The organism is Acinetobacter sp. NEB149 (assembly GCF_012516415.1).
Taxonomy (GTDB): Bacteria; Pseudomonadota; Gammaproteobacteria; order Pseudomonadales; family Moraxellaceae; genus Acinetobacter; species Acinetobacter lwoffii_V.
Window position 1 is genome coordinate 709,435 of sequence record NZ_CP051208.1, and the last position, 21,567, is coordinate 731,001.

The window sequence follows — 21,567 nt, forward strand, 5'->3', positions numbered from 1 at the left end:
ATAAGCAGCACAAGCTGTTGTATGATGGAAGGATTCAGGAAAGAGAAATATAAGAATGGCTGTAGGACGGAATGAGTTGCGCATGATCTGGCTGATTACCCTGCTGATAGCCGGGATCAGCGCCTGGTATCTGGGTTATCAGATTGTAACTTATCTGTGTGGTTTGGGGTTTATCTTTAGCGTGATGCAATATGTCACTGCGGTAGAAGCACCGATGAATCAATTGGCCGGACAGCAGCAGATGTCCTTGGAGCGCAATTCTAAAGTTCCTTTATATATCTCATCAATTACTGCCATTGTCGGCGGGTTGGCTGAACTGGACTGGTTGATGGGAATCGGGATTACGGCCTGGGTATTCTTTTTGCTCAGGTGGCTGCAACGTCTGGAAGGACGTTTGATACAGTTGCAATCACAATCTCATTCTGCCGATCCCTTACAGCGATCACCAGATCGATCCGATTCTGTTCCATTCGTGAAAACTGAGTCTGCCCAAGAGGTAAACGACACTCCTCATCTGGTAGATCAACTGCAGCGCTGGCTTTTCCAGGGGAATCCAGTCTTAAAATTCGCGATTAGTATTTTGGTGATTGGGATTATTTTACTGCTGCGTTTTGCCACTGAGCACTGGCAACTCAGTCTGGCTGCAAAATTGGGCCTGGTTGCACTGGCGAGTGGGTGTATAGCAGGGCTGGGTTATCGCCTGATGCAGAAAAATCGGAGTTTTGCTCTGGCACTAGAAGGACTGGGTTTGGGCAGTCTGTTCCTGACCTTATTTTTTGCCTATTACAATCTGGTGATTCCCACGTTACCGTTGGCAACATTGCTATTTCTCATTATTCTGGCCATCACTCTATATTTAAGCCTGAAACAGGAAAGCATCGAACTGGCTTTGATGGCTTTGCTGATTGCTTATCTGGCGCCGTTTACCTTACCGACCCGCGATGCTTCTGCCGTTGAGCTGATTAGCTATTATTTGCTGATCAATATCGGGGTGGCAGTGCTGAGCAGTTTCCGGCCATGGAAGATTCTCAATCAAATTGCCTTTTTAGTGACTGCGGTCGTTGGCGGGATATATAGCCTGATTCATGGTTATACATATGAGCGTTATGCCATGACTGCGTTGATTCTGGCACATAGTGCGCTGTTTATCTGGCTAGGTTTCCGCTTTAGCCAGTTGCTGGCACGACAGGATCTCTCACGTTTTCAGTTAAAACCGGTATTGGACTTAGCGCTGATTTTTGCTGCACCGATCACGGCATATATTTTTCTGTATCTGATTCATTTTAATCAGCCCAATCAAAAACTCTGGCAAGCTGGATTAAGCCTGTTCTTTGCACTGGTCTTTGCCGCTTGCTGGACACTGCTGCGCCGTAAACAAACTATCCTGCTCATTTCGCAGAGCTATCTGAGCCTGATGCTGATTTTTCTCGCCTTGGTGCCCCCGATCTTATTGACAGAACAATGGAGTGTGATTGGCTGGGCAGTTGAAGGTGTGCTGATTTATTTATGGGCCTTGGAAAAAAATGTCCGGGTAGCACACTATCTGAGCATGGGCTTATTGCTGATGGCCGGATTCAGCAGCCTGTATTATCTGGTCGAGATTAATCCAACACCGCGAATAATTTTCTGGATTTTGAGTCTGTGCTATGTGGCAGTCGTGGTCATCAGTCAGCTTAAAAAGCAGTACCAGCAGCAGATGAATAGTCTGAGTGTCAGTTTTTTAAGCAGCCTAAGTGTCGCGGCCAGTTTGATGCTATTTGCCTTGCTGGAAGATGAATTTCCGAGTCAGCATGCCTATGTGCTGAGTTTATTTATCATCACACTGGGTTATGTAATGTTCAATGAAATGATCCTGCGCAAAAATCAGGAGTGGTCATGGTTACTGCCGAAGTGGAGTGGCATCTCGCCCTTGCTGGTCATTGCGGCGATTCTAACTCTGGATCGCAGTCAGAATGCGGTGATTGTCTGGAATAGTGATCTGGAACGTGGGGTTTCTGCACTTTCAACGATATTATTGGCCATTCTGTGGCTTAGACCGCTGGCTGGCTTGCAGCTCTCCAAAGAATGGATGAGCTTTGGCGTTTTTAGCAGTCTGGCTCTGGCAAGTTTATGCCTGATCCCGAACATGCCTTATCTGAGCATGGTGATTTTACCTTTATTATTCTGCCTGTGGTGCTATCGGCAGGATGTGCAGTCAGGTTGGCAGCAGCTTTGGCAAACCAAGAGCTGTTTATTGCTGATGGCAACTTGGCTGGTTTGTTCACAGCTGTTTAGCCAGCAAGCCTTTCAATATTACTGGCTGCCGATTCTGAATCCTTTTGACCTGATCAGTATCGCCATGTTTGCCAGTTTTATCTGGATGCTGTTACAGCAAATCAAGGTGGGACGTGATAAAGGCATGATCGCAGTTTTAATGGTACTAAGTCTGTTATGGCTTTCCAGTTATATTGTTTTAAGAGCTTTACATGTGTACCTGCAGACGCCGTTTAATGAGCTGGCATTATGGAGCAATGCGACGGTTCAGCTTAGTCTGACCATACTTTGGGTATTACTCGCCTGGATTACCATGTGGACAGCAACGCTCAAAAAACTGAAACTGATGTGGATTTTAGGCGGCAGTATTCTGGTGATTGTGACCTTGAAGCTCGTACTATTTGACCTGTCACATATTGGCACCCTGACCCGGGTGATTTCCTTCTTGCTGGCGGGCGGGGTGATGCTACTGATTGCTTATATTGCGCCGATGCCGGAGAGGGAGCTTTGAATCCTCTCCCTAACCCTCTCCTTTAAAAAGGAGAGGGAATCTAAGGGTTATTTCAGATCAGGCTCTCTTTTGAGGGCCTTTTCATTGGCATATTGATCGATTTCTTCATTTTCCAAAGGACGGGAAAGTGGATGATCGACAAAGCCCATTTTTGGCACCGGAATTTCAATCTGGTTATCGACAAAGCCGTTGCGAATCCGTTCCTGCATTTCATCACGAACTTTCAGGTAGTTTTCCTGTTGGCACCACACTGCAAACAGCAGTTCAATCGAAGATTCACGGAAAGCGGTAACGGTGACTGCAGGTTTCGGGTCGGCCAGTACCAGTGGATATTTATTGGCAACGTCCAGCAGAACTTCGCGTACCTTGATAATATTTTCATGGAAATTGATCGCCAGGGTAATCGGAATCCGCCGTATCGGAAATTTCGACAAGTTCTGCACCGGTGCCCGAATTAGCTGTTCATTCGGTAAACGCACATAGATATTATCTTGGGTCAAAAGTTTAACCGAGAGCAGATCAATCGAAATCACTTCGCCTTCAATGGTATGTCCACGAATCAAGGTAATCTGGATGGTATCACCGACTTCAAAAGAACCTTCACCAATCAGGAACAGGCCACTGATCAGGTTGGATGCTGAGGTTTGCGAAGCAAAACCCAGTGCGACCGTTAAAATTCCGGCAGCGCCAAGGAAGACACTGAGTTTAAAACCAGCCTCTTTCAGACTGGCCATCACAAATAGCAGGAAGATAAAATAGAAAATCCCGCGGCGCCAGACCAGTTTTTGATGGGCATTAAAACGGACACCAATGGTGCGAATAAAGGTATTGGAAATAAAGCGCGCAATCAGGAAACCAATAAAGCACAACACCACCGCCACCAAAACTTCGGTCAAACGATCGGTATTGATATTGGTAAATACTCCCTTTAGGCTATTGGTGACTTCGGTCGGAATATTTGAACTTGGCATCAGACGCCCTTAGAAAAATGAATCAAACATATTAAATAAAGCGCCTGCCGGATCGCGCGGTGGATGCAGATAGGCGACTTCGCCGGCATTCGGCGGCGTGCGGTTTTCCACCCGGATCCGCGGTGGACGATCCGAACTCTCATGCAAGACCCGGATTTGCGAGGTCCATAAGCGGCCGGTACTTTCACTGTAAAAAAGCGGCAGGGCAGGCACTGGCACATTCATTCGGTCAAAGCGCAATTGCTGGTTACTGGTATTGTGAAACTCAATCGGCGTGACTGCACGAAAGGCTCGCGGATGTAACTGTTTCAGTTCGGTTCTGCCATCGACTGCGGTGGCATAGCAGATTTCCCCCGAGCGATGATTGGGTCCAAACCAGGTGTCTTTTGGCAAGATTACCGGCAAATCGAAAATCGGTTCGCGCTGCCCCTCGACAAAACCGGCAATCCATAAGGGCGTGCTGATATAAAGCGTACCGCGCTGTCCGGCAGGAATATAAATCGGATCGACTGGTTTAATCACCACAGAACGGTCTGCAAGGCGTGGCATCAGTTGCAATTTGTTTTGCGTGGATTTGAACATATAGCGTTCAATTTTCACAGGTGGGGGAAAGGCAAAATTCGGATCATCAATCTGATGCCATTGCTGTTCATAATCGTATTGCACAGAAGGGCGGAAATATTCCAGTCGCCATTCCTGAATCCCTCGGGTCAGCCGAAATAGCAAGGAGCCAAACTGCCAGGCTTTAGACTGATTTATTTCAAAATTCTGTTCTCCCCACCAGCGCATTTTCGCTGTATTCGGGATTAATTCATCTTTATCTTGCGGCAATCTTGGCACCCTTTCTTGCTAAATCTTTGAAAACATACTTCACGCTGTCATATGCTTAGAGTACACTCAATTTAAATTTTTTCATCATTATTATAATCCGCGATGCAAGTACTTAAACAATTACAAATCCCATATAGCTTCGCCAAGCGCCATGGTGTGCTGTTGCGTTATGAGGGAGATCAGGCCTTTATTCTGCGCCGTGACAATACCTCGATGCTTGCATTGCAGGAAGCCCGCCGTCTGCTCGGTTATCCGGCTCATTTTCAGCTTTGTACTGAACAGGAATTTAACCAGTTACTCAGTTCCAGTTTTGCCGGAGATAGCGGCGAATCACAGCAGGTGGCTGCCGGTCTGGAAGATCATCCGGATTTACTCAGTCTGGCTGATTCGGTACCGGAAGCTGAAGACCTGATGGATCAGGAAGATGATGCGCCAATTGTACGTCTGATCAATGCGCTATTATCCGAAGCAATTCGTGTTGGGGCTTCCGATATTCATATTGAATCTTTTGAGAAAAAACTGTCGGTGCGTTTACGGGTCGATGGCCAGTTACGCGAAATTGTCCAGCCACGCCGTGAACTGGCACCGCTTCTGGTTTCACGGATTAAAGTCATGGCCAAACTGGATATTGCGGAAAAGCGTATTCCTCAAGATGGCCGTATTTCATTACGCTTGGCCGGACGTGAAGTCGATGTCCGTGTATCCACCTTGCCATCTTCTTATGGGGAGCGGGTGGTGATGCGTTTGCTGGACAAGCAGGCTGGCCGTTTGAACATGACCCATTTGGGCTTGATGAATAATGACTATGGTCGACTCAAGACCTTAGTGCATCGCCCGCACGGGATTATTCTGGTGACTGGCCCGACCGGTTCGGGTAAAACCACCACCTTATATGCGGCACTTTCTGACCTGAATGACGGTTCTAAAAACATCCTCACGGCTGAAGATCCGATTGAATATCAGCTGGAAGGCATTGGACAAACGCAGGTCAATACCAAAGTGGATATGACTTTTGCCCGTGCGTTAAAAGCCATGTTGCGTCAGGACCCGGATGTGGTCATGGTTGGTGAGATTCGTGATCTGGAAACCGCAGAAATTGCGGTGCAGGCATCCCTGACAGGACATCTGGTGTTATCCACCTTACACACCAATACCGCGATTGGTGCGGTTACGCGCCTGAAAGATATGGGAATTGAACCATTTCTGCTGTCCAGTTCTTTAATCGGGGTAATTGCCCAACGTCTGGTGCGTACCTTGTGTCCACATTGCGCGACCTGGCATGAGGCAGATGCTTTCGAGAAGAATCTATTTGGCAATATTGAGCATCCCCAAGATTTAAGATTACCGCAACCTCAAGGCTGTGAACGTTGTGGCAATACTGGCTTTAGTGGCCGTACTGCAATTTATGAAATTGTCCCAGTCGATGATCATATGCGCCGTTTGATTCATGGCAATGCGGCTGAATATGAAATCGAAAGCTATGTACGTCAGCAGTCAGGTTCCATTCGTGATGATGGTCTGCGTAAAGTATTGGCCGGAAAAACCACGATTGAAGAAGTATTGCGAGTAACCAACGAAGCAGTAGAATAATTTTTTAATCTGCTCGCTTTATCATAATGATCGTCAGGACTTTTGGATATTTACCAGAGACTGACGATTTTTTTCATGAGTTGTACACGAAAAGGTGCAGTCGGATTTCCGTAAGCGTCCGCTGAACACACCTTATGAATTCGTCCTATAAGCCTTAATTTAGTCCTCACTTAAAAACAAGTGGGAACTTAAATTTATGACTACAAATCACCAGACATCCATCGCATCTCTTACGATAATACGAAGAACATATAGTGCTGAATTTAAACAGCAGATCGTTCAGGCGTGTAAAGCATCGGAGGTTTCAATTGCTTCGGTCGCTTTGCAACATGGATTGAATACACATCTTGTATCCAAATGGATTCGCTTAATTGATGCTAAGCCAGGGAATGATCGCTCACTACTACCGAATAAACCTGCATTTATTGCCTTATCTTGCTCTGCACCATTAGATCCTATTTCTACTGGCATGTTAACGGTTCAAATTACTTTACCCCACTCAAAAGCAGAAATTGGCTTGAAATGGCAAGTATCAGAAATATCTGCTTTAGCAAAATTACTCAAGGCACTTACAACATGATCCGTATCGATGAAATCTGGTTGTCTACTCAGCCCATGGACATGCGTGCAGGTATGGATACGGCCATGGCTCAGGTGGTGAGAGCCTTTGGCTACATCAAACCGCATTGTGCTTACCTGTTCTGTAATAAACGTGGCCATCGCATGAAAGTGCTGGTACATGATGGACTGGGGATCTGGCTGTGTGCTCGGCGGTTGGAACAGGGAAAATTCCACTGGGCTAAAGTTCACCAGGGTGAAAGCGTAGCCCTCAGCCCGGAACAGTTACAGGCACTGATCCAGGGTTTGCCCTGGCAGCGCATTGGACAACAGCAGGTAGTGACGATGCTCTAAACCAGGTTGGTGCATTCTGCTATTCTCCAAACGTTCTATTTCCTCTGCGTCATGACCTCAGGCATACTGCGGTCATGAATACGCTGCCTGACTTAAGCCAACTGACCCATGAACAACTGCTGGAATTTACCAGACAGTTGGCAATGCAGCATCAACAACTCGCAGAAGATAACCAACAATTAGATACCAAAGTTCAGCATCTTGAAGCATGCAACCAACATCTTTCCATTCTCAATCAAAAATACGAGCATGAACTGGCGCTGTTTAAAAAGCACAAATTCGGCAGTAAAAACGAACATCTCACCGCAAAACAAATCCATCTATGGGACGAAGCGGTCGAAGAAGATATCGCAGCCGTTGATCTAGAATTAGAACGATTAAATGCAGATAAAACCGATGCAGCGACACAGAAAGCCACAGTCAACAAACCTAAACGTCGACTGCTGCCCGATCATCTACACACCATCCGTATCGAGCATGAACCAACATCAACCCAATGTGCTTGTGGCTGCCAGTTACGTCGTATCGGCGAAGATATCAGTGAAAAATTGAATTTCAGACCGGCACAGTTCTATAAGGAACAGCATGTGCGTGGCAAATGGGTCTGTGATCAGTGTGACACCCTGACTCAGCAAGCGATGCCCGCCTATGTGATTGATAAAGGTATTGCCAGTCCTGAACTGCTTAGCCATGTGTTGGTCTCGAAATACGCAGATCATTTACCGCTGTACCGTCAACGTCTGATCTATCAGCGGGCGGGAATCGAGCTTTCTAGATCAACTTTATCTGACTGGATAGGTCGCTGCGGTGTAGAGCTGGAGCCTCTGGCCAATGCTTTAAAAGAGGTGGTGCTGCAACAGCGGGTGATCCATGCCGATGAAACACCAGTCACCATCATGCGGATGGGTGATGATGAGAAAAAACCGAAGAAAGGTTATGTCTGGGCCTATGCAACAACCCAATATAATCCAATTCAAGCCGTGATCTATGACTTTCAGGATAGTCGTTCAGGCCAGCATGCTGAAGCGTTCCTGAAAGACTGGCAGGGCCATCTGGTCTGTGATGATTACAGTGGTTATAAAGCACGCTTTAAATCAGGCCAGGTCATTGAGGTGGGCTGCATGGCGCATGCGCGTCGTAAATTCCATGAACTGCATGTGACCGGGAAAAGTCAGGTCGCTGAACAGGCCTTAGTGCTGATTCAGAAACTGTATGCCATAGAAGCAGAACTCAGGAAAAAGACCGATGGTACAGCAGAACAGCGCCGCGAATACCGACAACAGCATAGTCAACCAGTGATGCAACAACTGTATGAATGGCTCAACCAGCATCAACTGACGGTGCCATCGAGTTCTCCAACCGCCAAGGCCATCAATTACACTCTGAAGCGTTGGCCAGCTTTAAGCCGCTATCTGGATGATGGCAATCTACCGATTTGCAATAATTGGGTGGAAAACCAGGTGCGGCCTTGGGCGTTGGGACGTAAGAACTGGTTATTTGCAGGTTCGCTGCGTAGTGGTCAGCGAGCGGCAAACATCATGACTTTAATCCAGTCAGCAAAGCTGAATGGGTTGGATCCATATGCCTATTTAAGTGATGTGCTGAAAAGATTGCCGACCCATAAAGTGACCCAAATAGAAGAATTACTGCCACACCGCTGGAAACCTGAACCGAATTAAAAATAGACATGGGGTTCAGCGGACGCTTACGGATTTCCCGGATTACGCAGAGTTTCATTTTCATAAAAGTTCTGCCAGGCTTGTGCCATTGCTAAACTCAGTCCTTCCTGTTTCATTGTTTCAACATCTGCCTGAGTAATATTGAGAAAACGGGCTTCAGCATCTTTGGGGCCAGCTCCCCAGCCAATAATCCCTTTACCAAATTCAGGCAGAATCATATTGTTGGGTGTTGCAGGAATGGGTAGGCGTTCAATTTCAGTATTGAGCAGAGATTTTATTTTCGGACGGATTTTTTCTGAGAGATAAAGATCTGCAAAAGAGGTTGTAGCAGTGAGGAGCAGGAGAGAATTCAGAAGAACTAGTTTTAACATCAATATAAATCGAATAAATGTAAATAAGAATCATTATATATAATTTCTTAAGTTTTTGCTGCAGTTTTCAAGTGGGGAAGAGAAGTAGCTTTTGACAAAAGATGAAGCGGGTAAATTTTGAAATTTATAATTGAAGTCTAGCTATCCTGAAGCTATTTTTTCAGGATAGCAGGTAAATCAAAATCTTAAGTAATCACATTTAAGTTCACATCAATATTATTGCGGGTCGCATTCGAGTAGGGGCAGACGATATGCGCAGCATCGACCAGTTTTTGTGCTTCTTCCTGATCCATGCCTTCAAGATGGATATTTAAGGTCACTTCGATTCCAAACCCGGTAGGAATCGGACCAATCCCAACATCACCTTCAATATAGGCATCTTTGCTGATATTGAGCTTGTCTCGATTGGCGACAAATTTCATAGCACCCAAGAAACAGGCGAAATAACCTGCGGCAAAGAGCTGTTCAGGATTGGTTCCACCGCCTGGTCCCCCCATTTCTTTAGGTACGGCCAATTGGACGTCCAGAATCTGATCGTTAGAAATGGCGCGGCCATCACGGCCCCCTGTGGCTTTGGCATGTGCGGTATAGACGGCTTTTTCTAATGACATGAGTTAAATCCCTGTTTATTTTTCGTAGAGCTTCTATGCTCGGTGATTTCACCTGAAGAATAAGCAGGGATTTTGTTATTTTATGCAAGCAAATGAAACGATTCAGGAAAGTTGAAGAAGTCTACGGTGTTGCATTAAAGGCATGGATTCACGCACTTTTTGCTGTTCATTTAAATCAAAGTCGACGGTGATGAGTTGAGCACCTTCTGCATGGATCATATTAAGAAGTTGTCCACGACTATTGGTGGCGGCTGCATGCCCCCAGGTCTGGCGTTTTTCTCCATGCCAGCCTTGTTGAGCTGCACCAAGCACCGAACATTGGCTATCTAGAGCACGTGTTTGCAGAAGAAGCTGCCAGTGCATTTCACCTGTGGTATAGGTAAAAGCAGAAGGTGCGGTCAAGAGGTTTGCACCTTTGGCTCGTAGATTTAACGCTAGTTCCGGAAAACGCAGGTCATAACAGACCATTAAACCAATATTACCAAAAGGGGTTTTGGCTACGACAACATCTGTGCCGGGCTCAAAGAACTTGGATTCCTGATAACCGCCTACAGCATCACCGACTTGCACATCAAACAAGTGAATTTTGTCATAACGCGCTTCGGTCCGTTCCGGACTGATACACAGGCTAACGGTACGCACGCGGCCATCTTCAATGATCGAACCATCCGGACGATAAGGGCAGGGTAATGTACCAGCGACGATCCAGGTGTCATATTGATGGGCAAGTTGTTCCAGACGCTGCTGAATCACTTCAAATTGTGCAGCAGTTTCACGCTGTTTTCCTGCGGCAAAACAGACAAAGTTTTCCGGGAAAACAATCAGTTCAGCTCCATTGGCCTTACTTTGTTGAATTAAAGATTCAATCTCCACGAAATTGGCATCAATTTCATTTTGAGAATTCATTTGTACAACAGAAAGTAAAGTCATAGGGTCCTCTTATAAGATGGTTATACCTTTTGCTCGGAAATTTTATCTAAATTGTCTTGCTCTTTCTGTAGCTGTTTGACTAAAGGTTCAAACATGTTCTGATTGCTTTGATTCAGTTTCATCAAGGTTTTATGCGCATCCAGAACCGTATTCAGCATATTTTGATGCGTGACATGTTCTTCCATCAGCGTACGTGTGCAGACATTTGGATCACCACAATAATTCAGAATCACAAACACTTGGCTCAATCCCATACTGTTGGCCAAAGTGGTAATGTCAGAATTGGTAGAAAGCATGACAGCCTGAATATTGTGTACTTGCTTGAGTTTGAGTCCTAGTTTCGCTAAAACACCCAGTACGGTACTGTCAATGAAACTGGTTTCGGTGAGATCAACGATAGCGCCAACTACGTTGTCTTGCTGTTCAATTTTGTTCAGTAATTTGTCTAGACTAATACAAGATTGGGCACGCACTTCGCCGATAAGCTTAAAAATATGCGTTCCATTCAGACTTGCATATTCAACATGACCTGTTGACATATAAATGCCATTTGCAGAGAAGGATATTAAATTATCCCATAGGGTGTATTGATACTCAAGTGGCTGAAAGTAGTAATCAAATTAAGTGCTTATAAAGCCTGTAAATATACTGCTAATTTACGCGGATAAAGCTTAAAAAGGCGATATCGTCAGCCACATGTTCCGGAGCCTGAAAAGATTGATTCTGCAAATGGTGTAATAATTGCGAGAATTGTTCATTTAAACCACCATCAAAAGGTTCCAGTGCGCCATCCGAACAGATAATAAAGCGCGCATTGCGACTTAATACCCATTCATTTTCCTCAACTTCAAGATCTTCGGTTAAGCCCAAAGGGAAACTGCTGGAAGAGAGGATTTTAGGTTCTTGATTGGGTTCAAATATAATCGGTGGAGGATAATGTCCAGCGCTGGACCATTTTAATACATGGGTTTCCAGATTAAGAATCCCGGCAATCATGGTGATGTGCTTTTCAATATTTTCCTGCATCAGCATGCCGTTCAGCTTTTTGATCAGCTCGCGCGGTGTTTTAGAGCGGCCATGGAAAGCTGCCATCCAGGACGTGAGTAAACTACTGGTGACACCATGTCCAGAGACATCGGCCAAATAGAAAATCACTTCTTTGTCGCTGATTTTCCAATAATCATACCAATCTCCTGAAAGATAGGCAGAAGGCTGGAAATAGGTTTCGACCTCGTAATTGGTCAATTCAATCGGATTTGGTAACAATCTTTTTTGTAATTCTGCCGCAGAAGGAAGGTCGCGGCTATCCTGATTACGTTTATATTGTGCGTCAATTTTTTGTAATGCCAGATCAGGATTCTCGGGAAGTTTATTCCAGATCCAGCCAGCCAAAGCCCCTTGTTCCCAGGCCTGAGCCAAAGCAGTACCTTCATTTTCTAAGGCCAGTACAATCGTAGGCAGATTCCACTTATATTTCAGATAATCATGTACATCTGCAATTGCAATAATCGTAGAGTCATACAGTTCATGATCATCTAGATAGATCATCTGAACATGCGGAAGTGCATCAAGTACTTGATCTAAGTAAGGAATATCACGAGTCGGTTGAATGAAATACATAAAAAAGTGATTCAATCCCAAGATTGGTTATAAGATGTACTATAATAAGCAAAGTATTGCTAGCGAACAGATTTTCACTAGCAATCATACATGAGGCTTAAACTTAAAGATCTTCGTTTGAAGATTTAATGTTGCTATCAATAGAAGGTGCATCATCAGAATTTTCATCTTCAAAATCATCTTCTAGGAACAGCGTATCTTGCTCTGTACCTTTCTTTTCTGCAATTGCATAATTGGTACGTTGTAAATAAATATCGCGAATCTGCGCATAGCGATCGCCAGTCAGCACTCCTTCAACGTCCAGTATTTCTGAACGGGTATCGATGGCACGCCAAAACTGATCAGTCCAGTAAAGTCCATCTTCATCTTCGAGAATGTATTTTTGTGGACGAGCTTGACTATCTACAGCAGTACCGATTACGCCACGGACAGAACTTGGACCTAAAAATGGCAACATGATATAAGGGCCAGAAGGCACGCCATAATAACCTAAGGTAATTCCAAATTTTTCCTCTTCATGACTCAAGCCCAGGCGACGCGCTGGATCAGCCAGTCCTAAAGTTGTTAAGGTGTTAATGGTAAAACGACCTAGGGATTTAGCAGCGCGGGCAGGACGACCTTGAATCAGCTGATTCACCACATTCCAAGGTTCACCTAGGTTACTGCGGAACTGGGTATAGCTGCCACGAACATCTTGAGGAACTTTTTCCACATATTGTACGGCTATGGGACGTACCACGGTGCGGTCAATCGCATCATTAAACTGATAGATCTTTCTATTTAACGGTTGAAAAGGATCTTTAACTTCTTCTGCCTGTGCTGCACTGGCATCAACTTTCAATTGCGTTTGTAATTGTTGAGCTTTGGTTGATATCTTTGTTCTAAGCGGCGTTTTTGCAGGCTCGTTTTCCAGATTTTCCACACCGGTGGCCACCTCAGCGAAAACATGTGCGCTTGAAGCTAAAGAAAATAAGCATATAGATAAGTAAATAGAACGATGCATAAGGTAACCTGAGGCCTTTTCTGTGTAAGTAGCACTACTTATTAGTATGAAAATAATAAACGTTATATTCACGAATAGACATCATTTAAGCAAATTTGTATAAAAAATGAATGAAAACACACGAAAAGCTTAAAAAATATACATACAAAATGATTTTCTTGAAAAAGGTGTTGCAGTCCCTCTGAAATGCTGTAGAATGCACATCCATCGGCGGTGATGAAGATTAAAACTTCTGATAAAACAGTGGCTTAGTTAAGTTTAATTGAGTTGGGTTTTATTTGATAAGATTAAAAATAATCTGAATTACTGGTTGACTTTCTAGAGATAGAGAGTAATATAGCCGACCTAGCTTGCTGGTGACGAACCAACAAGAAGATCATTAAGAGATTATGAAGAACAACTTGTGTGGATTTTTACTGGTTGATCGATCGAAATTATTTTCATTGATTGATGGTAGAAATTACTCGAAGTTTATTTGAGAAATATTTGTCAGAAAATTGATGAGCCAAGATTGGTGCCCTTTAAGGCACTACATAGTATTAAACTGAAGAGTTTGATCATGGCTCAGATTGAACGCTGGCGGCAGGCTTAACACATGCAAGTCGAGCGGGCGAGGTTGCTTCGGTAACTGAGCTAGCGGCGGACGGGTGAGTAATGCTTAGGAATCTGCCTATTAGTGGGGGACAACATCTCGAAAGGGATGCTAATACCGCATACGTCCTACGGGAGAAAGCAGGGGACCTTCGGGCCTTGCGCTAATAGATGAGCCTAAGTCGGATTAGCTAGTTGGTGGGGTAAAGGCCTACCAAGGCGACGATCTGTAGCGGGTCTGAGAGGATGATCCGCCACACTGGGACTGAGACACGGCCCAGACTCCTACGGGAGGCAGCAGTGGGGAATATTGGACAATGGGGGGAACCCTGATCCAGCCATGCCGCGTGTGTGAAGAAGGCCTTTTGGTTGTAAAGCACTTTAAGCGAGGAGGAGGCTACCGAGATTAATACTCTTGGATAGTGGACGTTACTCGCAGAATAAGCACCGGCTAACTCTGTGCCAGCAGCCGCGGTAATACAGAGGGTGCAAGCGTTAATCGGATTTACTGGGCGTAAAGCGCGCGTAGGTGGCCAATTAAGTCAAATGTGAAATCCCCGAGCTTAACTTGGGAATTGCATTCGATACTGGTTGGCTAGAGTATGGGAGAGGATGGTAGAATTCCAGGTGTAGCGGTGAAATGCGTAGAGATCTGGAGGAATACCGATGGCGAAGGCAGCCATCTGGCCTAATACTGACACTGAGGTGCGAAAGCATGGGGAGCAAACAGGATTAGATACCCTGGTAGTCCATGCCGTAAACGATGTCTACTAGCCGTTGGGGCCTTTGAGGCTTTAGTGGCGCAGCTAACGCGATAAGTAGACCGCCTGGGGAGTACGGTCGCAAGACTAAAACTCAAATGAATTGACGGGGGCCCGCACAAGCGGTGGAGCATGTGGTTTAATTCGATGCAACGCGAAGAACCTTACCTGGTCTTGACATAGTAAGAACTTTTCAGAGATGGATTGGTGCCTTCGGGAACTTACATACAGGTGCTGCATGGCTGTCGTCAGCTCGTGTCGTGAGATGTTGGGTTAAGTCCCGCAACGAGCGCAACCCTTTTCCTTATTTGCCAGCGGGTTAAGCCGGGAACTTTAAGGATACTGCCAGTGACAAACTGGAGGAAGGCGGGGACGACGTCAAGTCATCATGGCCCTTACGACCAGGGCTACACACGTGCTACAATGGTCGGTACAAAGGGTTGCTACCACGCGAGTGGATGCTAATCTCAAAAAGCCGATCGTAGTCCGGATTGGAGTCTGCAACTCGACTCCATGAAGTCGGAATCGCTAGTAATCGCGGATCAGAATGCCGCGGTGAATACGTTCCCGGGCCTTGTACACACCGCCCGTCACACCATGGGAGTTTGTTGCACCAGAAGTAGGTAGTCTAACCTTAGGGGGGACGCTTACCACGGTGTGGCAGATGACTGGGGTGAAGTCGTAACAAGGTAGCCGTAGGGGAACCTGCGGCTGGATCACCTCCTTAACGAAAGATTGACGATTGGTAAGAATCCACAACAAGTTGTTCTTCATACGATGTATCTGAGGGTCTGTAGCTCAGTTGGTTAGAGCACACGCTTGATAAGCGTGGGGTCACAAGTTCAAGTCTTGTCAGACCCACCAAATCTGACTAACGCAGCATGCAAGTGCTGAAGCAAACAGAACAGAACGGAACGATACATTGACTTATTGATAAGCTGGGGACTTAGCTTAGTTGGTAGAGCGCCTGCTTTGCACGCAGGAGGTCAGGAGTTCGACTCTCCTAGTCTCCACCAAATTTCAAGATCATAAAACTTAAAGCACTGCTTTAGGGCTTTTACTTGAAATTTAAGCAAGAAGCTACGCTTCGCGCAGTATGTAATCATACAGTGATGAAGTTGTTTAGTTCCTAAGCGATCAAGTGTTTAGATCCTAGAGATTAACAAGTACAAGCGTTATGATACGCGCACTTGATAACCTCTGTGATTTATCACAGTTTCCTGACCTGACGAAGGCTGGAAAAATCATTAACAGAATATATTTGAGTTGAAATAATTTGTTCATACTCATGACTGACATTAACACTAGCAGTGATTTATTACTGTGATGTGAAGATGAAAGAAATGAGTTACTAGCGAAATTAACTGAATCAAGCGTTTTGGTATATGAATCTAATTGAAGCTGTGCTGTAGTTAAATCTACGAAACGCCAACTGTATGAGTAAGTCGCAAGACAAGCTCTGTTGCTTATCCTACTTGTAAGGATAAACGACTGTTTGGGGTTGTATAGTCAAGTAATTAAGTGCATGTGGTGGATGCCTTGGCAGTCAGAGGCGATGAAAGACGTGATAGCCTGCGAAAAGCTCCGGGGAGGCGGCAAATATCCTGTGATCCGGAGATGTCTGAATGGGGAAACCCACTTACCATAAGGTAGGTATTGCAACATGAATACATAGTGTTGCAAGGCGAACGAGGGGAAGTGAAACATCTCAGTACCCTTAGGAAAAGAAATCAATTGAGATTCCCTCAGTAGCGGCGAGCGAAAGGGGAAGAGCCCATTAAGTCATTTAAGTTCTAGTGGAACGCTCTGGGAAGTGCGACCGTAGACGGTGATAGTCCTGTACACGAAAGGGCTTATATGATGATGTCGAGTAGGGCGAGGCACGTGAAACCTTGTCTGAATATGGGGGGACCATCCTCCAAGGCTAAATACTCCTGACTGACCGATAGTGAACCAGTACCGTGAGGGAAAGGCGAAAAGAACCCCTGTGAGGGGAGTGAAATAGATCCTGAAACCGCATGCATACAAGCAGTGGGAGCCGGCTTAGTCCGGTGACTGCGTACCTTTTGTATAATGGGTCAGCGACTTATATTCAGTAGCAAGGTTAACCGCATAGGGGAGCCGTAGGGAAACCGAGTCTTAATAGGGCGTTTAGTTGCTGGGTATAGACCCGAAACCAGGTGATCTATCCATGAGCAGGTTGAAGGTTGGGTAACACTAACTGGAGGACCGAACCCACTGTCGTTGAAAAGCCAGGGGATGACTTGTGGATAGGGGTGAAAGGCTAATCAAACTTGGTGATAGCTGGTTCTCCCCGAAAGCTATTTAGGTAGCGCCTCGGACGAATACCATTGGGGGTAGAGCACTGTTTCGGCTAGGGGGTCATCCCGACTTACCAAACCGATGCAAACTCCGAATACCAATGAGTACTATCCGGGAGACAGACTGCGGGTGCTAACGTCCGTAGTCAAGAGGAAAACAATCCAGACCGCCAGCTAAGGCCCCAAAATTATAGTTAAGTGGGAAACGATGTGGGAAGGCATAGACAGCTAGGAGGTTGGCTTAGAAGCAGCCACCCTTTAAAGAAAGCGTAATAGCTCACTAGTCGAGTCGGCCTGCGCGGAAGATGTAACGGGGCTAAAACTATATGCCGAAGCTGCGGATGCATAATTTATTATGCGTGGTAGGGGAGCGTTCTGTAAGCCGATGAAGGTGGATTGAGAAGTCTGCTGGAGGTATCAGAAGTGCGAATGCTGACGTGAGTAACGACAATGCGAGTGAAAAACTCGCACGCTGAAAGACCAAGGGTTCCAGTCCAACGTTAATCGGGGCTGGGTGAGTCGACCCCTAAGGCGAGGCCGAGAGGCGTAGTCGATGGGAAATTGGTTAATATTCCAATACTTCTGTGTAATGCGATGAGAGGACGGAGAAGGTTAAGTCAGCCTGGCGTTGGTTGTCCAGGTGGAAGGTTGTAGGCATGTATCTTAGGCAAATCCGGGGTACTCTATGCTGAGAACTGATAGCAAGCTGTACTTGTACAGTGAAGTGGCTGATACCATGCTTCCAGGAAAAGTCTCTAAGCTTCAGTTACACAGGAATCGTACCCGAAACCGACACAGGTGGTCAGGTCGAGTAGACCAAAGCGCTTGAGAGAACTCTGCTGAAGGAACTAGGCAAAATGGTACCGTAACTTCGGGAGAAGGTACGCTGTTGTCTGTGATAGGACTTGCTCCTTGAGCGGCCGACAGCCTCAGAAACCAGGCCCCTGCAACTGTTTATTAAAAACATAGCACTCTGCAAACACGAAAGTGGACGTATAGGGTGTGATGCCTGCCCGGTGCTGGAAGGTTAATTGATGGGGTTAGCGTAAGCGAAGCTCTTGATCGAAGCCCCAGTAAACGGCGGCCGTAACTATAACGGTCCTAAGGTAGCGAAATTCCTTGTCGGGTAAGTTCCGACCTGCACGAATGGCATAATGATGGGGGCGCTGTCTCCAGCAGAGACTCAGTGAAATCGAATTCGCCGTGAAGATGCGGTGTACCCGCGGCTAGACGGAAAGACCCCGTGAACCTTTACTGCAGCTTGACATTGAACTTTGATCTTACTTGTGTAGGATAGGTGGGAGGCTTTGAAGTCGCGACGCTAGTTGCGATGGAGCCGTCCTTGAAATACCACCCTGGTAATATTGAGGTTCTAACTCTGTCCCGTTATCCGGGACGAGGACCATGTCTGGTGGGTAGTTTGACTGGGGCGGTCTCCTCCTAAAGAGTAACGGAGGAGTACGAAGGTGCGCTCAGCGTGGTCGGAAATCACGCGTAGAGTATAAAGGCAAAAGCGCGCTTAACTGCGAGACCCACAAGTCGAGCAGGTACGAAAGTAGGTCTTAGTGATCCGGTGGTTCTGTATGGAAGGGCCATCGCTCAACGGATAAAAGGTACTCTGGGGATAACAGGCTGATACCGCCCAAGAGTTCATATCGACGGCGGTGTTTGGCACCTCGATGTCGGCTCATCTCATCCTGGGGCTGAAGCAGGTCCCAAGGGTATGGCTGTTCGCCATTTAAAGAGGTACGCGAGCTGGGTTTAGAACGTCGTGAGACAGTTCGGTCCCTATCTACCGTGGGCGTTGGAAATTTGAGAGGATCTGCTCCTAGTACGAGAGGACCAGAGTGGACGAACCTCTGGTGTACCGGTTGTCACGCCAGTGGCATCGCCGGGTAGCTATGTTCGGAAGGGATAACCGCTGAAAGCATCTAAGCGGGAAGCCTACCTCAAGATAAGATTTCCCCGAGACTTTATGTCTCCTAAAGAGCCGTTGAAGACTACGACGTTGATAGGTTGGATGTGGAAGTGTAGTGATACATGAAGCTGACCAATACTAATTGCTCGTGAGGCTTGACTATACAACACCCAAACAGTTGTTGTACGAACTTCGAAAGAAGTGAGGATCAATTGATTCGATATTAAACAAAGTGACTTGATTTAGTTACGCTGAACGAACAAACTACTGCAACTCAGATATACCTGTTAATAACTCATTTGATGAAAGCTAGGCTAGCGAAGTGAAAACAACGCCAATAAGACCCAAGCAAATAGTCATAAACAGTTGTGCTGGCGACCATAGCAAGAGTGAACCACCTGATCCCTTCCCGAACTCAGAAGTGAAACCTCTTAGCGCTGATGGTAGTGTGGGGTTACCCATGTGAGAGTAAGTCATCGCCAGCTCATTATTCGAAATCCCCCTCCGCCAAGGCAGAGGGGGATTTTTTTATGCGAAAAATTAAGTATTTAAACAATTATTAGTCGCGAAAGGCTAGAAATTTAAAATCCAATTTGTATGTTTTTTGGTAAATCTGTGTTATAAAAAATAAAACGGCATAAAAATTGCTTATAAAACGGGATTTTCTATTAAGGGGGTAACAATGAGATTATCAGTGGGCATAAAAATTGCGAACTCGCTGTCATTAACTCCACAATTACAGCAAGCAATTCGGCTATTACAACTTTCAAGTCTGGAATTGGAACAAGAAGTTCAGTTGCAACTTGATAGTAATCCTCTATTAGAAAAAGTTGAAGAGCAAATTACCCTTGAAAGCTTATCTACAATTGAATCAAATAATGAAAATCACGATCTAACCAATGAACTTAATGCCGATCATCTGCCTGATGACTTACCTGTAGATACTGATTGGGATGATGTCTATACCCATCAACCTACAAGTCTGGGGGCAGCCGAGTTCGAAGAGCGTGAAGATAATCGTCAAGGGCATCAGAGCCTGCAAGAATATATGCTAGAACAAATTAATCTGTTGAATTTTTCACAGGTTGATAAATTAATCGCTTATTGCATCGTGGATTCTCTGGACGACAAAGGTTTTTTAGATGCCGAGTTGAGTGAAATTACTGCATCAGTACAACATTTACTCTCTTCTATGGGGTCTGAAGAAGAAATTGAAGATGATGAGGTTGCCGTTGTATTAAAGCATATCCAGCGTTTGGATCCGGTAGGTGTAGGTTCTAGAAGCTTGGCAGAATGCCTATTGGTTCAACTTGATAATTTACCTGCATCAACGTCTTGCCGAAATGATGCGATCAAACTTCTGCAACATTATGAATTGTTGATTACCAATGAGCTTCCTAAGCTGATCAAACAGACTGGTTTAAATCCGGAGCAATTGCGCTGTGCTGTAGATTTGCTAAAAACATTGAAACCGCACCCGGGGCTGGAATTTGAAAACAAGGAATCAGATTATCAGGTGCCAGATGTCGTGGTGATGAAAAAGAATAACTGCTGGCAAGTCAATTTAAACTCGGATGTACTGCCAAAGTTACGGGTCAATTCTTTTTATGCCAAAATGATTCGTCGTGCAGATCAAAGCGATGATAATCAGTACCTGCGTAATCAGATGCTTGAAGCGAAGAACTTTATCAAAAGTATCGATGAGCGGCATAAAACATTATTGAAAGTCGCGACTTGTATTGTGGAGCATCAAAAAATGTTCTTGGAAATTGGGGCAGAAGGCATGAAACCTCTGGTTTTAAGAGATATTGCTGAAGAAGTCGAATTGCATGAATCTACAGTTTCGCGTGTAACTACCAATAAATATATGCTGACCCCACGTGGATTGTTCGAGTTGAAATATTTCTTCTCGAGTCATGTCGGAACTACTTCAGGTGGTGAAGCATCTTCTACTGCTATTCGTGCCAAAATCAAAAAACTGATTTCCGAAGAAAATGCCCGCAAGCCTTTGTCTGATAATGCAATTGCCAATATGTTAAAAGATGAAGGCATTGATGTGGCACGACGTACGGTGGCGAAATATCGTGAATCGTTACATATTCCTTCATCTTCTGAGCGAAAAGTCTTGATCTAAAATTTGAAATCTGGCTATTCTAGAGATTCATTATGACAGCATAATGAATCTTTTTTTCTTTTGAGGAGCAGTAAAAATGATTTGATTCAGGACTTAAAATACGGATATTTTATTTATAAGTTGCTGTATTTAAATTATTTTGTATTGTGACTCTTCTAATCCTAACGAAGGTGAGGGATAGAACTATGCAAATAACAATTCGTGGACATCATTTATCGATTACGCCAGCTATTGAAGAAAGTATAAAAACCAAGTTTTCACAGATGACGAAGCACCTAGATCAGGTGAATAGTATGCAAGTGAAACTCTCGAAAGATCATCAAATTGATAAACGCTCTAGAAAGGGCAGTAGTAATCATATCGCAGAGGCTATTATCCGATTACCAGGGATTGAGTTTTTTGCTCACGCCACCGCAGATGATATGTATACTTCAATTAAAATATTAACCGAAAAACTCAAACGGCAGATTGATCGATACCGGGAAATGCATTTACAGCAGCATCCTTTAGCCCTATAAAGGACAAATGATGAAAAAGAGGTTTTAAAAGCCTCTTTTTTT

15 protein-coding genes, 2 tRNA genes and 3 rRNA genes are annotated in these 21,567 nt (G+C 45.2%); 12 read left to right on the forward strand and 8 right to left on the reverse strand.

Features of this window, described 5'->3' with window-relative positions; translation table 11 throughout:
- Positions 1–55 precede the first annotated feature (55 nt).
- Positions 56–2,764: a DUF2339 domain-containing protein gene (locus tag HGD77_RS03305; RefSeq protein WP_168730677.1), complete on the forward strand. Its 2,709-nt coding sequence runs from the start codon at positions 56–58 to the stop codon at positions 2,762–2,764.
- 47 nt (positions 2,765–2,811) lie between these two features.
- On the opposite strand, the gene HGD77_RS03310 is transcribed toward HGD77_RS03305, so the two are convergent.
- Positions 2,812–3,735 carry a mechanosensitive ion channel family protein gene (locus HGD77_RS03310; protein ID WP_005250806.1) on the reverse strand — a complete coding sequence of 308 codons (924 nt, stop codon included), beginning with the start codon at positions 3,733–3,735 and terminating at the stop codon, positions 2,812–2,814.
- 9 nt (positions 3,736–3,744) lie between these two features.
- Entirely contained in the window at positions 3,745–4,524 is a 780-nt protein-coding gene (locus HGD77_RS03315) for a hypothetical protein (RefSeq protein ID WP_086044916.1), read from the reverse strand.
- A gap of 144 nt (positions 4,525–4,668) precedes the next feature.
- Here HGD77_RS03315 and gspE point away from each other — a divergent pair, with 144 nt between their 5' ends.
- From gspE to tnpC, 4 genes are all read left to right on the forward strand, one after another.
- Positions 4,669–6,156 (forward strand): type II secretion system ATPase GspE, encoded by a 1,488-nt coding sequence (gspE, locus tag HGD77_RS03320; RefSeq protein WP_004647539.1) that lies wholly within the window; start codon positions 4,669–4,671, stop codon positions 6,154–6,156.
- 196 nt (positions 6,157–6,352) lie between these two features.
- A complete protein-coding gene (locus HGD77_RS03325) occupies positions 6,353–6,736 on the forward strand; it encodes a transposase (protein WP_168730678.1) in 384 nt (127 codons plus the stop codon).
- The gene (gene tnpB, locus HGD77_RS03330) at positions 6,733–7,068 is read left to right on the forward strand and encodes an IS66 family insertion sequence element accessory protein TnpB (RefSeq protein ID WP_004282310.1); all 336 of its coding nucleotides are present in this window, start codon (positions 6,733–6,735) and stop codon (positions 7,066–7,068) included. The genes HGD77_RS03325 and tnpB overlap by 4 nt, the downstream gene beginning before the upstream one ends.
- 74 nt (positions 7,069–7,142) lie before the next feature.
- Positions 7,143–8,747: an IS66 family transposase gene (tnpC, locus tag HGD77_RS03335; RefSeq protein ID WP_005100285.1), complete on the forward strand. Its 1,605-nt coding sequence runs from the start codon at positions 7,143–7,145 to the stop codon at positions 8,745–8,747.
- Between the two features lie 26 nt (positions 8,748–8,773).
- Here tnpC and HGD77_RS03340 read toward each other — a convergent pair whose 3' ends face one another.
- The 6 genes from HGD77_RS03340 to HGD77_RS03365 all read right to left on the reverse strand — a co-directional run bounded on the left by HGD77_RS03340 (position 8,774) and on the right by HGD77_RS03365 (position 13,282).
- Positions 8,774–9,118, reverse strand: coding sequence for a DUF4951 domain-containing protein (locus HGD77_RS03340; RefSeq protein ID WP_168730679.1), 345 nt, complete (start codon positions 9,116–9,118; stop codon positions 8,774–8,776).
- Between the two features lie 185 nt (positions 9,119–9,303).
- On the reverse strand, positions 9,304–9,729 hold the full coding sequence (locus tag HGD77_RS03345) for an organic hydroperoxide resistance protein (RefSeq protein WP_168730680.1): 426 nt from the start codon (positions 9,727–9,729) through the stop codon (positions 9,304–9,306).
- Between the two features lie 102 nt (positions 9,730–9,831).
- A complete protein-coding gene (locus HGD77_RS03350; protein WP_004647541.1) occupies positions 9,832–10,659 on the reverse strand; it encodes a carbon-nitrogen hydrolase family protein in 828 nt (275 codons plus the stop codon).
- A 20-nt stretch (positions 10,660–10,679) separates the two neighbouring features.
- Positions 10,680–11,198, reverse strand: coding sequence for an anti-anti-sigma factor GigB (gigB, locus tag HGD77_RS03355; RefSeq protein ID WP_004732914.1), 519 nt, complete (start codon positions 11,196–11,198; stop codon positions 10,680–10,682).
- Between the two features lie 112 nt (positions 11,199–11,310).
- Positions 11,311–12,279 (reverse strand): RsbU family protein phosphatase GigA, encoded by a 969-nt coding sequence (gigA, locus tag HGD77_RS03360; protein ID WP_004647543.1) that lies wholly within the window; start codon positions 12,277–12,279, stop codon positions 11,311–11,313.
- A gap of 103 nt (positions 12,280–12,382) precedes the next feature.
- Entirely contained in the window at positions 12,383–13,282 is a 900-nt protein-coding gene (locus tag HGD77_RS03365; protein WP_004647544.1) for a VacJ family lipoprotein, read from the reverse strand.
- 541 nt (positions 13,283–13,823) lie between these two features.
- Here HGD77_RS03365 and HGD77_RS03370 point away from each other — a divergent pair.
- The 7 genes from HGD77_RS03370 to hpf all read left to right on the forward strand — a co-directional run bounded on the left by HGD77_RS03370 (position 13,824) and on the right by hpf (position 21,525).
- Positions 13,824–15,361, forward strand: a 16S ribosomal RNA gene (locus tag HGD77_RS03370).
- Positions 15,362–15,421: 60 nt separating this feature from the next.
- A tRNA-Ile gene (locus HGD77_RS03375) sits at positions 15,422–15,498 on the forward strand.
- Between the two features lie 76 nt (positions 15,499–15,574).
- Positions 15,575–15,650 (forward strand) — tRNA-Ala (locus HGD77_RS03380).
- Positions 15,651–16,141: 491 nt separating this feature from the next.
- Positions 16,142–19,036: ribosomal RNA gene (locus HGD77_RS03385) — 23S ribosomal RNA — on the forward strand.
- Positions 19,037–19,243: 207 nt separating this feature from the next.
- Positions 19,244–19,358 (forward strand): 5S ribosomal RNA (rrf, locus tag HGD77_RS03390).
- The 16S, 23S and 5S rRNA genes sit together here with 2 tRNA genes alongside, the layout of an rRNA operon.
- 197 nt (positions 19,359–19,555) lie before the next feature.
- On the forward strand, positions 19,556–21,007 hold the full coding sequence (locus HGD77_RS03395) for an RNA polymerase factor sigma-54 (RefSeq protein ID WP_168730681.1): 1,452 nt from the start codon (positions 19,556–19,558) through the stop codon (positions 21,005–21,007).
- A 185-nt stretch (positions 21,008–21,192) separates the two neighbouring features.
- The gene (hpf, locus tag HGD77_RS03400; protein WP_004730744.1) at positions 21,193–21,525 is read left to right on the forward strand and encodes a ribosome hibernation-promoting factor, HPF/YfiA family; all 333 of its coding nucleotides are present in this window, start codon (positions 21,193–21,195) and stop codon (positions 21,523–21,525) included.
- The last annotated feature ends 42 nt before the right edge of the window (positions 21,526–21,567 follow it).

Excerpts from the sequence above, each read along its gene's own strand:
- HGD77_RS03305 (WP_168730677.1), top strand. The coding sequence starts at position 56 with ATGGCTGTAGGACGGAATGAGTTGCGCATGATCTGGCTGATTACCCTG.
- HGD77_RS03310 (WP_005250806.1), bottom strand. The coding sequence starts at position 3,735 with ATGCCAAGTTCAAATATTCCGACCGAAGTCACCAATAGCCTAAAGGGA.
- HGD77_RS03315 (WP_086044916.1), bottom strand. The coding sequence starts at position 4,524 with ATGCGCTGGTGGGGAGAACAGAATTTTGAAATAAATCAGTCTAAAGCC.
- gspE (WP_004647539.1), top strand. The coding sequence starts at position 4,669 with ATGCAAGTACTTAAACAATTACAAATCCCATATAGCTTCGCCAAGCGC.
- HGD77_RS03325 (WP_168730678.1), top strand. The coding sequence starts at position 6,353 with ATGACTACAAATCACCAGACATCCATCGCATCTCTTACGATAATACGA.
- tnpB (WP_004282310.1), top strand. The coding sequence starts at position 6,733 with ATGATCCGTATCGATGAAATCTGGTTGTCTACTCAGCCCATGGACATG.
- tnpC (WP_005100285.1), top strand. The coding sequence starts at position 7,143 with ATGAATACGCTGCCTGACTTAAGCCAACTGACCCATGAACAACTGCTG.
- HGD77_RS03340 (WP_168730679.1), bottom strand. The coding sequence starts at position 9,118 with ATGTTAAAACTAGTTCTTCTGAATTCTCTCCTGCTCCTCACTGCTACA.
- HGD77_RS03345 (WP_168730680.1), bottom strand. The coding sequence starts at position 9,729 with ATGTCATTAGAAAAAGCCGTCTATACCGCACATGCCAAAGCCACAGGG.
- HGD77_RS03350 (WP_004647541.1), bottom strand. The coding sequence starts at position 10,659 with ATGACTTTACTTTCTGTTGTACAAATGAATTCTCAAAATGAAATTGAT.
- gigB (WP_004732914.1), bottom strand. The coding sequence starts at position 11,198 with ATGTCAACAGGTCATGTTGAATATGCAAGTCTGAATGGAACGCATATT.
- gigA (WP_004647543.1), bottom strand. The coding sequence starts at position 12,279 with ATGTATTTCATTCAACCGACTCGTGATATTCCTTACTTAGATCAAGTA.
- HGD77_RS03365 (WP_004647544.1), bottom strand. The coding sequence starts at position 13,282 with ATGCATCGTTCTATTTACTTATCTATATGCTTATTTTCTTTAGCTTCA.
- HGD77_RS03395 (WP_168730681.1), top strand. The coding sequence starts at position 19,556 with ATGAGATTATCAGTGGGCATAAAAATTGCGAACTCGCTGTCATTAACT.
- hpf (WP_004730744.1), top strand. The coding sequence starts at position 21,193 with ATGCAAATAACAATTCGTGGACATCATTTATCGATTACGCCAGCTATT.